Annotated in this window: 9 protein-coding genes and 3 pseudogenes; 8 read left to right on the forward strand and 4 right to left on the reverse strand. The window is 73.2% G+C overall.

Going from position 1 to position 12,126, the window contains the following annotated elements; translation table 11 throughout:
• The first annotated feature begins 53 nt into the window (after nucleotides 1-53).
• Together ENC19_RS23570 and ENC19_RS23575 are read left to right on the forward strand one after the other, a co-directional pair.
• Nucleotides 54-719, forward strand: coding sequence for a TetR/AcrR family transcriptional regulator (locus tag ENC19_RS23570; RefSeq protein ID WP_164449258.1), 666 nt, complete (start codon nucleotides 54-56; stop codon nucleotides 717-719).
• 45 nt (nucleotides 720-764) lie between these two features.
• Nucleotides 765-1,763, forward strand: a complete 999-nt coding sequence (locus ENC19_RS23575; RefSeq protein WP_164449259.1) for an aldo/keto reductase family protein — start codon at nucleotides 765-767, stop codon at nucleotides 1,761-1,763.
• Between the two features lie 61 nt (nucleotides 1,764-1,824).
• On the opposite strand, the gene ENC19_RS23580 is transcribed toward ENC19_RS23575, so the two are convergent.
• On the reverse strand, nucleotides 1,825-2,616 hold the full coding sequence (locus tag ENC19_RS23580) for a site-2 protease family protein (protein ID WP_164449260.1): 792 nt from the start codon (nucleotides 2,614-2,616) through the stop codon (nucleotides 1,825-1,827).
• Nucleotides 2,616-2,816, reverse strand: a complete 201-nt coding sequence (locus tag ENC19_RS23585; protein ID WP_093401231.1) for a hypothetical protein — start codon at nucleotides 2,814-2,816, stop codon at nucleotides 2,616-2,618. Before ENC19_RS23585 ends, ENC19_RS23580 begins: the two co-directional genes overlap by 1 nt.
• Nucleotides 2,817-2,994: 178 nt before the next feature.
• Between ENC19_RS23585 and ENC19_RS23590 the strand changes: the two genes are divergently transcribed.
• The 4 genes and pseudogenes from ENC19_RS23590 (at nucleotide 2,995) to ENC19_RS23605 (ending at nucleotide 7,299) form a co-directional block, all read left to right on the forward strand.
• Nucleotides 2,995-3,201 carry a hypothetical protein gene (locus tag ENC19_RS23590; RefSeq protein ID WP_164449261.1) on the forward strand — a complete coding sequence of 69 codons (207 nt, stop codon included), beginning with the start codon at nucleotides 2,995-2,997 and terminating at the stop codon, nucleotides 3,199-3,201.
• A 73-nt stretch (nucleotides 3,202-3,274) separates the two neighbouring features.
• Nucleotides 3,275-5,182, forward strand: a pseudogene (gene cobU, locus ENC19_RS23595) (bifunctional adenosylcobinamide kinase/adenosylcobinamide-phosphate guanylyltransferase).
• A pseudogene (locus ENC19_RS23600) lies at nucleotides 5,172-5,942 on the forward strand (adenosylcobinamide-GDP ribazoletransferase). Before cobU ends, ENC19_RS23600 begins: the two co-directional pseudogenes overlap by 11 nt.
• Before the next feature lie 67 nt (nucleotides 5,943-6,009).
• Nucleotides 6,010-7,299 (forward strand): annotated as a pseudogene (locus ENC19_RS23605) (DUF2314 domain-containing protein).
• A gap of 6 nt (nucleotides 7,300-7,305) precedes the next feature.
• Here the strand turns inward: ENC19_RS23605 and gcvT are convergent.
• Nucleotides 7,306-8,430 (reverse strand): glycine cleavage system aminomethyltransferase GcvT, encoded by a 1,125-nt coding sequence (gcvT, locus tag ENC19_RS23610; RefSeq protein ID WP_164449262.1) that lies wholly within the window; start codon nucleotides 8,428-8,430, stop codon nucleotides 7,306-7,308.
• 163 nt (nucleotides 8,431-8,593) lie between these two features.
• Here gcvT and ENC19_RS23615 point away from each other — a divergent pair, with 163 nt between their 5' ends.
• Nucleotides 8,594-10,162: a leucyl aminopeptidase gene (locus tag ENC19_RS23615; RefSeq protein WP_328824359.1), complete on the forward strand. Its 1,569-nt coding sequence runs from the start codon at nucleotides 8,594-8,596 to the stop codon at nucleotides 10,160-10,162.
• 47 nt (nucleotides 10,163-10,209) lie between these two features.
• On the opposite strand, the gene ENC19_RS23620 is transcribed toward ENC19_RS23615, so the two are convergent.
• Nucleotides 10,210-10,539, reverse strand: a complete 330-nt coding sequence (locus ENC19_RS23620) for a hypothetical protein (RefSeq protein ID WP_164449263.1) — start codon at nucleotides 10,537-10,539, stop codon at nucleotides 10,210-10,212.
• 179 nt (nucleotides 10,540-10,718) lie between these two features.
• Here ENC19_RS23620 and lpdA point away from each other — a divergent pair, with 179 nt between their 5' ends.
• Nucleotides 10,719-12,110, forward strand: a complete 1,392-nt coding sequence (gene lpdA, locus ENC19_RS23625; protein WP_164449264.1) for a dihydrolipoyl dehydrogenase — start codon at nucleotides 10,719-10,721, stop codon at nucleotides 12,108-12,110.
• Nucleotides 12,111-12,126 lie beyond the last annotated feature (16 nt).

Genomic DNA, 12,126 nt, shown 5'->3' on the forward strand with positions numbered 1-12,126 from the left:
TCGCTATTCGATAGCTAGGAGTCTAGTGAATACATTGCTAGTATGACGACGCCATGGATGAAGTCAAGGACGGAAAAGCGACCAGGCCGTACCGGTCCCGGATCCGCGAGGAGAACGCCCGCCGTACCCGACAGGCCGTGGTCGCGGCGGCGACCGAACTCTTCGTCGCGCGCGGCTACACGGCCACCTCGCTGGCCGACGTGGCAGCCGCGGCCGGGGTGGCCCGACCCACCGTGTTCGCGGCGTTCGGCTCGAAGGCGGCGCTGCTGCGCCAGGTGCTCGACGAGGCGCTCGCCGGCGACGACGAGCCGGTGCCGGTGGCCCAACGCCCCTGGTACCGGCCGGTGTGGGAGGCCACCACCGGGGGTGAGGTACTCGACGCGTACGCCGGCATCTGCACCCTGATCGGCGCGCGGACCACCAGGGTCTTCGAGACCGTCCGGCGGGCCGCCGACGGCAGCCCCGAGGTGGCCGAGGTCTGGCGGACGCTGCTGAGCAACCGCCGGCTCGGCGCCACGATGGTGGTCGAGCGGATGCGCGCCCTGGACGCACGCTTGCGCCAGGGCTCCGACGTCGAGGCCGCCATCGACGAGGTGTGGTTCTACAACGACCCGGCGCACTACGGCGCACTGGTGCTGGAACGCGGCTGGCGCGAGGAGACCTTCCGCCGCTGGCTCGGCCGCAGCCTGCGCCACGCCCTGCTGTCCGACCCCGACTGATCACCGTCGCCTGCCGGGTCCACCAGGGCGGGCTAGGGTCAGAGCATGGAATTCCGACACCTGGGCCGCTCCGGCCTCATGGTCAGTGAGATCTCGTACGGCAACTGGATCACCCACGGTTCGCAGGTCGAGGAGGAAGCGGCGTTCGCCTGCGTGCGAGCCGCCCTCGACGCCGGCATCACCACCTTCGACACCGCCGACGTCTACGCCGGCACCCGCGCCGAGGACGTCCTCGGCCGGGCGCTGCAGCAGGAGCGGCGCGAGGGTCTGGAGATCTTCACCAAGGTGTACTGGCCCACCGGGCCGGGCCGCAACGACCGGGGCCTGTCCCGGAAGCACATCATGGAGTCGATCAACGGATCGCTGCGCCGGCTGCGTACCGACTACGTGGACCTCTACCAGGCCCACCGGTACGACTACAGCACCCCGCTGGAAGAGACGATGGAGGCCTTCGCCGACGTCGTGCACTCCGGCAAGGCGCACTACATCGGCGTCTCCGAGTGGAAGGCATCGCAGATCCGCGAGGCGCACGGCCTCGCCCGGGAGCTGCGCATCCCGCTGGTGTCCAGCCAGCCGCAGTACTCGATGCTCTGGCGGGTCATCGAGGCCGAGGTCATCCCCACCAGCGAGGAGCTGGGCCTCGGGCAGATTGTCTGGTCGCCGATGGCCCAGGGGGTGCTCTCCGGCAAGTACCTGCCCGGCCAGCCGCCACCGGCCGGTTCCCGGGCCACCGACGAGAAGTCTGGTGCCGGCTTCATCGCCAAGTGGCTGACCGACGACGTGCTGACCCGGGTGCAGCAGCTCAAGCCGCTGGCCGACCAGGCCGGGCTGACCATGCCCCAGCTGGCCATCGCCTGGGTGCTGCAGAACCCCAACGTGTCGTCGGCCATCATCGGTGCCTCGCGCCCCGAGCAGGTGCACGACAACGTCAAGGCGGCCGGCGTCAAGCTCGACGCCGGCCTGCTCAAGGCGATCGACGAGATCGTCGAGCCGGTGACCGAGCGGGACCCGGCGCGCACCGAGTCGCCGGCCGAACGGCCCTGACCCGTCCCGCCCGGCCGGCGTACCGCACGTCGGCCGGGCGGGACGGTCCGATCGGCCGTGCTCAGCTTTGCCAGAAGCGGACCAGGTCCAGACCGGTCGCGTACAGCCACGGCGGCAGGCCGAGCAGGTCGCCGATGGCGAAGACGGCGGTGAAGAACCAGCCCCCGATCGTCGGGTTCCACAGCAACGCGAAGAGCAGGATGAACCCGTACGGCGCGAACAGGTCGTACATCCGCCGGTACGGCGAGGTCAGCCACGGCTGGATCATGTTCCCACCGTCCAACCCGGGCACCGGCAGCAGGTTGAGCAGGCTCGCGGTGACCTGAAGGAAGGCCAACAGGGCCACCGCCGCCCAGAACTGCACCGGCCCACCGCCACCCGCGCCCAGCCGCAGCACCACCACCAGCACGAGGGCGAACAACACGTTCGTGGCGGGTCCGGCGAGGCTGACCAGGGTGTGGCGTAACCGCCCCGGGATGACGTGCCGGTCCACCCAGACCGCGCCACCGGGCAGACCGATGCCGCCGAGCAGCACCACCACCACCGGCAGCGCGATGGACAGCAACGGGTGGCTGTACTTCAACGGGTTCAGGGTCAGGTAACCGCGGTGGGCCACCCCCCGGTCACCGCTGCGGTACGCCACCACGGCGTGGGCGTACTCGTGCAGGCACAACGAGACCAGCCAGCCGGAGACGACGAAGCCGAACACGGTGAGCCGGACGTTGCCGATCCCGTGCCAGGTCAACACGGCGCTGGTCACCAGCAGGGCGACCAGCGCCAGGAAGACCGGGCTGGGCCGGAAGGCGGCCCGGGGCACCCCGAGCACCAGCGGCTCGGAGTCCCGGGGCGTCATCACTCGGCCACGGGCTGCAGGCTCATCCGGTACTCCACCCGGTCGTCTTCCAGGAGCGCGACCGAGGTGACGCCGGACGCCGCGAGTTCCCGCCAGGTCTGACCGATCCAGGACTCGGCATCCGCCTGGCTACCGAACGACTCGGCCGGCCCGTCGACCGACTCGCCGTTCGCACCCTCGTACCGCCAGCTCCACGCCATGTGCGCGTCTCCCCTCGCCGCTGCTGCCCCTTGGGACGGACCTCCGCCAGCGTAGTCGTACCGCAGCACCGCCGACCGGGCCACGGGCGGCGATCGGCGGCCGGGCCGACGCCCGGGCGGGACTGACCCTGCCGCGGCCGGGTATGTCGTTCGGGAACCCGACGCACAGGAGGCGGCAATGACGACACCGATCCCGCAGATGGACACGGCGGAACTGCGCGACATCGCGGTGCGCGGCGGCATCGAAGGCGCGCGGGAGATGGAGCGGGAGGAACTCATCGACGCCCTGCAGGCCCGCCCCGGCGAGGGGGCCTGGCAGGAGGATCCGAAGCCGGCGGACGTCAACCCCAACGACGTCAGGTACCAGTCCCCCGACCGGCGCTGACCGCATCGCGGGCCGGCGGGCGGTGCCCTACCTGCGATCCGCCGGCCCGCCCGCTCGACGTAAGGTACGCAGCATGTCCCTTGACGGGTGGAACACGCTTCTGGTCCTCGGCGGCATCCGGTCCGGCAAGTCGGAGTTCGCCGAGTCCCTGGTCGCCGACGCGTCCACGGTCCGCTACCTGGCGACCGCCGCCGACCCGGGGGACGATCCCGAGTGGGCCGCGCGCCTCGCCGCGCACCGCGCCCGCCGGCCCGCGACCTGGAGCACCGAGGAGACCGCGACCGACCCGCGTCGCCTCGCCGACGTGATCTCCACCGCCCGGCCGGAGGACACCCTGCTCGTCGACGACCTCGGCGGCTGGGTGACGGTCCTGCTCGACCCGGCGCACCAGCCGGCCGACGACACCGCCACCGTCGACGAACTGGCCGCCGCCGTGCGGTCCTGCGCCGCACGGTTGGTGCTGGTCAGCCCCGAGGTCGGGCTCTCCCTCGTACCCACCACACCGCTGGGCCGGGCGTTCACCGACGCCCTCGGCGCGGTCAACCGCGCCGTCGCGGACGCCTGCGACACGGTGGTCCTGGTGGTCGCCGGCCAGCCGTGCCGGTTGAAGCCCCGCCGCCACCCGACCCGCACTGTCCGACGCGTCACCGGCCGCTTCCGGCTCCGTCGGCCGGAGCTGCCACGGTGCCCGCTCAGGCCGGGCCGACCGGCGAGTCGTCGGAGACCCCCGGTGCTCCGCCGCTGCCCGCTTCGCCGCCGGTGACCAGCCCGCAGGTGCCCGCCGAGCCCGCTGCCGAGGCCGTCGGCGCCGGCTGGACGGCGCCCACCACGGCCCTCCCGCTGGTCGCGACCGGCCTGGTCATCCAGCCCGGCATGGAAACTGCCCATGCCCGACGAGTACGCCGGGCCGCAGGCCGTCGACCGGCTGGCGAGCCTGGACGTGCCGGGCACCGGGCTCGGTGCGCTGGAGCAGGTCGTCTCGTTCCGCCGCCGCCACCCAGGGCACCCCGTCCCGGCCCCGTGGCGGTCGTGCGGGTGCTGCTGGTTCACGGCGACCACGCGGGCGGCGTCGCCGCCGGCACGACGGCCGGTGAGTCGGCCCGCCGCGCCGAGCAGGCCCGGAGCCGGGCAGGGCGTGCTCGCCCGGCTGGCCGCCGAGAGCGGCGCGAGCCTACAGGTGGTGGACGCCCCCGCCGCCGCGCCCATCGAGCACGGCCCGGCGCTGGACGCCGAGCAGGTGGACTCCGGCCCTGCGCCACGGCTGGCGGCTGGCCGAGGAGGCGGCGGACGCCGGCGTACAACTGCTGGTGCTGGCCGCGTGCGGCGCCGGCACCGAGGCCACGGCCGCGGCGGTGCTGGCCGCGACCGCCGGCGCCGAACCGCCCGCGGTGCTGGCCCGGGTGGTCACCGCGGGCGGCGAGATCGACGACGTGGCCTGGATGGCCCGCTGCGCCGCGGTCCGCGACGCCCTGCACCGCACTCCGTCGTTCCGCAACGCCGTCGACGTGCTCGCCGAGTTGGGCGGTGGGGACCTCGCCGTCGCCACCGGCATCCTGCTGGGCGCGACCGCCCGCCGGCTGCCGGTGCTGCTGGACGGTCCTGTCGGGGTGGCCGCCGCGCTGATCAGTCGGGACCTTGCCGGGCAGGCCCGGCACTGGTGCCTGCTGGCCGACGACGGGGTCACCCGGCCGTCCGGCTCGCCGCCGACGTGCTCGGCCTGGATCCGCTTACCCAGTTGCGACTCGATCTCGGCGAGGGGGCGAACGCGCTCACCGTGCTGCCGCTGCTGCGGTCGGCGCTGGCGCTGGCCGCCGCGTTGCCGTCCCGTGCCGAGGACGACGACAGCGGAGCGGGCGACGAGCCGGGACCGGTCGAGGAGACGGAGCCCGACTTCCACGAGCCGGAGCCCGAGGGGCCCGGCCCGACCACCACCACGCCGGCCGCGGAGCCGGCGGAGACCTCCGCCGCACGTGCCGGCTGAGCTGCGGCTCGGCGACGGGGCGCGGCTGGCGCTGACCACCTCACCATCCTGCCGCTGCGCGTCGGCCGGGTCGACGCCACCGCCGGCACGGCGATGACGCTCGCCCCGGCGGTCGGCGCGCTGCTCGGCGTGCCGCTGGCCGGCATCCTGCTGCTGCTGGCCGCCGGCACCGCGCCGCTGGTCGCCGCCGGAGTCACCGTCGCGGCGGCGGCGGTGCTCACCCGCGGACTGCACCTGGACGGGCTGGCCGACACCGTGGACGCGTCTCGGGTCGTACCCGGCGGGGGCCGGCGCCCTGAGATCGCGAAGAAGCCCGACGTGGGGCCCTTTCGGCGTGGTCGCCCTGGTGCTCGTCCTGCTGGTGCAGGCCGCCGCGCTGGCCGAGCTGGCCGGCCGGTCCCGCCCGGCGGTGTTCGCGGCCGTGCTGACGGGCCACGGCGGCGGGGCGGCTGGGGTGACGTTGGCCTGCCGGCGAGGGTGCCGGCGGCGCGACCGGAGAGGGCTGGGTGCGCTCGTCGCCGGCAGCGTCGGCCCCGTCGCGCTGGCCGTCACCACCGCCGCCGTCGCGCTGCTGGCGGTCGCGGCGGTGCCGCAACAGCCGTGGCAGGGCCCGCTGGTCGTGCTGGCGGCGCTCGCCGTCGCGGCCGGGCTGCTGCGGCACGTGGTACGCCGCCTCGGCGGGATCACCGGCGACGTGCTCGGCGCCACCGTCGAGCTGGTCACCACGCTCGTCTACCTGGGACTGGTGCTGTCCGCCTGAGTCGGTGGCCCGGAGCCGGGTAGCGTACCTGCGACGACAGCACCGGCGCGGCCACCCGGGGGACGACATGCTCATCACCGACGACTTCCTGCCCGTTCCGGTTCCGGAGTCGCTGAGCGCGACCTATCTGGTGCCGACGGCCGGACTGCCGTCGGTGACCGCCCGCACGGCCGTGGGGACGCTGGCCGGCCGGCTCGCCGAGCCGGTGTACGGGCTGGCCCGGCAGATGCTGGACAGTCCGCTGATGAGCGTCGACATCCGGCCCGTCGGCGAGTTCCCCGAGCTGCCGCCGGACCTGCTCACCGCGTTCGGGGCCAGCGAGGCGCAGCTGGACCGGCTGGCCGCCGCGAGCCACCTGGTGGTGGTGCAGGCGGAGTACCGGCCAGCTGGCCGCCCGCTCACGAGTGGGCTGCGCGCGCGGTGGCCGCGGCGGGTCGCCGAGGCGGTCGGCGGCGACGTGGTGGACGTCTTCGGCCTGCAGTTCCTCGACCCGGCCACGGCGCTGCGCTCGCTGCCCGACGCGCAGGGCCGGGTCCGGCTGGTCGACTGGGTGCTGGTGCCCTACTCGTCGGACGCCGAGGGGCTCTGGTTCACCACCAAGGGGCTGCGCCGCTTCGGCCTGCTGGAGTTGCAGACCCAGGGGGTGCCCGACCATCTCACCCGGGCCTGGGGCGCGGTGATGACCGGTGCCGCCCGGCGCCTGCTGCGGGACTGGACCGACGGGCTGGCCGGCGAGGAGGTCCCGGCGTTCGTGCAGCTACCGGTGCTGGCCACGGTGACCGGCCACGACATCGCGGTGGCGTACGGCAATCCGGAGCAGCACGGGGCGACCGCGCCGGTGCTGCTCCGGCTGGAGCTGGACCCGGCCACCGACCCGGACGCCGACTCCTTCCTCAGCCTGCGCCCGCCGGCCGGGCACCCCGGTCCCGCCGGGCGATACTTCGCCAACGCCTGTGCCACCCTCTTCTCCGGGATTCAGCCCGACGTGCGGTACGCCCGCTCCGGTGACGCGATGAGCCGGGCGATCGCCACCGCCCGCGCCGGACTGGCGGACATCCGGGCCCGGTTCCGCGACGGTCAGCTGCCACCGGAGACGCAGCTGGTGGTCAAGTACGGGCTGCCGGGCGACGACGGCCCGGAGTACGTCTGGGCCGGGGTGACGGACTGGGACTCCCCGGACCGGATCGTCGGTGCCAGCGCCAGCGACGCCAACACCGACCCCACCGTACGCATCGGCTCCCCCGTCGTCGTGGCGGTCGCCGACATCGTCGACTGGGCGGTCCTGAACGCCGACGGCGTCATCGAAGGCGGCTGGACCCAGGCCGTCCTCGACGCCGGCCAACCCCCAACCCCCTGACCGGTCTTACTTGACGGAGGGGTGGATGAAGGGGGGGCGGGTCAGGTGGACGGGGGTGCGGCGGTTGCGGATGTCGACGTGCAGCTCGGCGCCGTCGGTGAGGGCGGGGGCGGTGTCGATCAGGGCGAGGGCGATGCCCTGCTTCCGGGTCGGGCTGAAGGTGCCGCTGGTCACCGTGCCGACCCGGGTGTCGCCCGCGTAGACGGCCATGCCGGGGCGGGGGATGGCGCGTTCGACGGCGACCAGGCCGCGCAGCGTACGCGCCGGACCGGCGGCCTTCTCCGCGACCAGCGCGTCGCGCCCCCAGAAGGCCGGCTTGTCCCAGCCGACCGCCCACCCGGAGCGGGCCTGCACCGGCGTGATCTCCAGCGAGAGGTCCTGTCCGTGCAGCGGATACCCCATCTCGGTGCGCAGCGTGTCCCGTGCGGCCAGCCCACACGCCTGCGGCGCCGGCTCGGCGGCGAACAACGCGTCCCACACCGCGACCGCGTCACCGGCCGGCACCACCAGCTCGTAGCCCAGCTCACCGGTGTAGCCGGTACGGCACACGGTCAGCTCGACCTGGCCGAGCGTCGCCGGCGAGAAACTCATGTACCCGTGCCCGGTGGGCAGGCCGAGCGCGCCCAGCAGGTCCGCCGACCGGGGCCCCTGCACCGCCAGTACGGCGTACCCCTCGTGCTCGTCGGTGACCGTGACCTGCGGCGGCGCGGCGGCGCGCAGCCGGCGCACCACCTCGGCGCTGTTCGCCGCGTTCGGGATGAGGAAGACGTGGTCGTCGGCGTGCAGGTAGGCGATGATGTCGTCCACCACGCCGCCGGTCGCCTCGTCGCAGCAGAGGGTGTACTGCGCTCGCCCGGGCCCGATGCGCCCCAGGTCGTTGCTGAGGCAGGCGTTGACGAACTCCGCCGCTCCCGGCCCGGTCACCCGCACCTTGCCCAGGTGTGACACGTCGAACACGCCGACGCCGGTACGCACCGCGGTGTGTTCGCGCAGCACTCCGCCGCCGGCGTACTCCAGGGGCATCTCCCAGCCACCGAACGGAGCGAACTTGGCGCCGAGCGCGGTGTGCCGGCCGGCCAGCGGAGAACGACGCAGCCGGGTCGCGGCGGCGTCGGTGGTCACCTCGGTCATGGGTGGCAACTTACCGGGAGGCACCGGGCTGGTTAGCATCGGCGGGACCGCCGGATCACCTGGCGGGGCAGCAATGACGTCCGGCGGGTAAATCATCCGCCGGGGAACTCCACCGCCGGTACGCCACCACGCGACCGGCCCGGCCCGCCCGGGAGCAGCCTCCGTGACATCGCCCAGCACCACCCTGAGCCTGGTCGACACCGACCCCGCCGAACTCGCCGTCGACGCGATCGTGATCGGCGTGCACAGTACGACCGGCGAGCAGGACGCCACCCGCGGCCTCGCCGGCACCCTGCTGCTCGCCAGCGGCGCCGAGAGCATCGCCGCCGCCTTCGACGGCAAGCTGACCGAGACGCTGGCGCTGCTCGGCGCGACCGGCGGTCCCGGCGAGGTGATCAAGTTGGCGACGCTGGGCACGGTCACCGCGCCGGTGCTGGCCGCTGTCGGCCTCGGCCCGGAGCCCAGCGGCGCGGCGCCCGCCCGGAGACGCTGCGCCGGGCGGCCGGCGCCGCCGTGCGGGCTCTGGCCGGCGCGTCCGGGTGGCGATGACGCTGCCGCTGCCGGACGACGCCGACGCCGCCGACGCGCTGCGCGCCGTCGCCGGGGGCGCTGCTGGGTGGTTACTGCTTCGCCGGGTACAAGACCAGGCCGCAGCCGACCCGCCGCGAGCCGGTCGCCGAGGTACTCGTCGCCGTGCCGGACGCCGCGGACGCGGCAGCGCAGGCCGAGGGTGACCCGGGCCCGCACGGTGGCCGGCGCGGTCCGGCGTACCCGCGACTGGGTCAACATCGCCCCGGAACGGCTGCGCCCGCCGGCCTTCGCCGACGCGGTCGCCGAGGCCGGTCGGGCGGCCGGGCTGACGGTCGAGGTGCTCGACGAGGTCGCCCTGCGCGAGGGCGGCTACGGCGGCATCATCGCCGTCGGTCAGGGCTCGGAGGCCCCGCCGCGACTGGTCAAGCTGACCTACACCCCGGCCGGTGGCGGCACCGGTAAGCGGGTCGCCCTGGTCGGCAAGGGCATCACCTTCGACACCGGCGGCATCTCGATCAAACCGGCCCAGGGCATGTGGGAGATGAAGTCCGACATGGCCGGTGCGGCGGCGGTGGCGGCCACCATGCTGGCGGTGGCTGAGCTGAAGCCGTCGGTGACGGTGACCGGGTACGTGCCGATGGCGGAGAACATGCCGTCGGGAACCTCGTACCGGCCGGGTGACGTGGTCACCATGTTCAACGGCAAGAAGGTGGAGGTGCTCAACACCGACGCCGAGGGCCGGATGATCCTCGGCGACGCGATGGCCCGGGCCTGCGCCGACGGCTGCGACTACCTGTTCGAGACCTCCACCCTGACCGGCGGTCAGGTCGTCTCGCTGGGCAAGCGGATCTCCGGTGTGATGGGTACCGCCGAGCTGTGCGAGCGGGTCCGTGGTGCCGGTGACGCGGTCGGCGAGCCGGCCTGGCCGATGCCGTTGCCGGACGACGTGCGCAAGGGCATGGACTCCGACGTCGCGGACATCTCGCAGGTCAACGCGGGCATGGACCGGGCCGGTCACATGCTCCAGGGCGGAGTCTTCCTGCGCGAGTTCGTCACCGACGACGTCGCCTGGGCACACATCGACATCGCCGGCCCGTCGTACCACACGGGCGAGGCGACCGGCTACTGGACCAAGGGCGGCACCGGCGTCCCCGTCCGCACCCTGCTGCACCTGATCGACGACGTGGCCGCCAACGGCTGAGTGTGCGCGAGGGGCCCCTTGTCGTAGGGGAGGGGCCCCTGCGGACGTCAGTACTGTTCGGGGCGGCGTTTGCGGCGCTCGTTGTAGTCGCGCATGCGTTGCGGGTAGCCCATCAGCGCCACGTCGTAGATCGGGATGCTCAGCCGGAACGCGAACCGCCGCGCGCCGTCCGGCCCGTCGATCCGGCGTCGGGTCCACTCCCCGTCGTCGGCGATCAGGATCACGGTCGTCTCGGTGACGGTGGTACGCGGTTCGATGTACGCCTCGACGCCCTTGCGGGTCCGGACGAAGTTCTCAAGGTGCTCCAGATCGGCACGATTGGCCGTACGGTCAGGGTCAGCCGAGCGTGGTCGCTTGCTTCGCCGGAACAGTCCCACCGAGCCGTCTCCCCAGTCGTGGCGTATCGAAGGCAGAGCCAAGGGTACGTGGCGGCGACGTGTCGTTGGGCACCTCGGTACGCGGGTGCGACGCGGTGGTGACAAGATGGCCGAGGTGGGGTGTGTCCGTGTTACCCCGCCGTGACCCCCGATGCAGCGAAGCGACCTGGGAGTTGGACGTGAGCGAGCCGAACGACGCAACCTTCGACATCGTCATCCTCGGAGGTGGTAGCGGCGGTTACGCGACCGCCCTGCGCGCCGCCCAGTTGGACCTCTCCGTGGCGTTGGTGGAGAAGGGCAAGCTCGGGGGCACCTGCCTGCACAACGGATGCATCCCGACCAAGGCGCTGCTGCACGCGGCCGAGATCGCCGACCAGACCCGCGAGTCGGAGCAGTTCGGCATCAAGGCCGAGCTGGTCGGCATCGACATGGCGGGGGTCAACTCGTACAAGGACGGCGTGATCTCGCGGCTCTACAAGGGCCTCCAGGGCATGCTCAAGGGCAACAAGTCGATCACCATCGTGGAGGGGCACGGCAAGCTTGTCGCGCCGAACGCGGTCGAGGTGGACGGCAAGCGGTACACCGGCCGCAACGTGGTGCTGGCCTCCGGGTCGTACGCCAAGAGCCTGCCGGGTCTGGAGATCGACGGCGAGCGGGTCATCACCAGCGACCACGCGCTGACCCTGGACCGGGTCCCCGCCTCGGCGATCGTGCTCGGCGGCGGTGTGATCGGCGTCGAGTTCGCCAGCGTGTGGAAGTCCTTCGGGGTGGACGTGACGATCATCGAGGCGCTGCCCCGGCTCGTCGCCGCCGAGGACGAGGAGTCGTCGAAGGCGCTGGAGCGGGCCTTCCGCAAGCGGAAGATCAACTTCAAGGTCGGCAAGCCGTTCGAGAAGGTCGAGAAGACCGACAGCGGCGTGAAGGTGACCATCGCCGGCGGCGACACCGTCGACGCCGAGCTGCTGCTGGTCGCGGTCGGCCGGGGCCCGAACACCGCCGACCTCGGCTACGAGGAGCAGGGCGTCAAGGTCGACCGGGGCTACGTGCTGACCGACGAGCGGCTGCGCACCAACGTGCCGAACGTCTACGCCGTGGGCGACATCGTGCCCGGTCTCCAGCTCGCCCACCGCGGCTTCCAGCAGGGCATCTTCGTCGCCGAGGAGATCGCCGGCCAGAACCCGGCGGTGATCGACGAGGCGGGCATCCCCCGGGTCACCTACAGCGACCCGGAGCTGGCGTCGGTCGGCCTCACCGAGGCGAAGGCCAAGGAGCAGTACGGCGCGGACAAGGTCAAGACCTACAACTACAACCTCGGCGGCAACGGCAAGAGCCAGATCCTCAAGACGGCCGGTTTCGTGAAGCTGGTGCGGGTCGAGGACGGTCCGGTGGTCGGCGTGCACATGGTCGGCGCGCGGGTCGGCGAGCTGGTCGGCGAGGCGCAGCTGATCTACAACTGGGAGGCGTACCCGGGCGAGGTGGCGCAGCTCGTGCACGCCCACCCGACGCAGAACGAGGCCCTGGGCGAGGCGCACCTGGCCCTCGCCGGCAAGCCGCTGCACGCGCACGCCTGATCACGACGTATCCGCG

Source organism: Verrucosispora sioxanthis (genome assembly GCF_010560025.1).
Classification (GTDB): Bacteria; Actinomycetota; Actinomycetes; order Mycobacteriales; family Micromonosporaceae; genus Micromonospora; species Micromonospora palythoicola.

Excerpts from the sequence above, each read along its gene's own strand:
- ENC19_RS23570 (WP_164449258.1), top strand. The coding sequence starts at position 54 with ATGGATGAAGTCAAGGACGGAAAAGCGACCAGGCCGTACCGGTCCCGG.
- ENC19_RS23575 (WP_164449259.1), top strand. The coding sequence starts at position 765 with ATGGAATTCCGACACCTGGGCCGCTCCGGCCTCATGGTCAGTGAGATC.
- ENC19_RS23580 (WP_164449260.1), bottom strand. The coding sequence starts at position 2,616 with ATGACGCCCCGGGACTCCGAGCCGCTGGTGCTCGGGGTGCCCCGGGCC.
- ENC19_RS23585 (WP_093401231.1), bottom strand. The coding sequence starts at position 2,816 with ATGGCGTGGAGCTGGCGGTACGAGGGTGCGAACGGCGAGTCGGTCGAC.
- ENC19_RS23590 (WP_164449261.1), top strand. The coding sequence starts at position 2,995 with ATGACGACACCGATCCCGCAGATGGACACGGCGGAACTGCGCGACATC.
- gcvT (WP_164449262.1), bottom strand. The coding sequence starts at position 8,430 with ATGACCGAGGTGACCACCGACGCCGCCGCGACCCGGCTGCGTCGTTCT.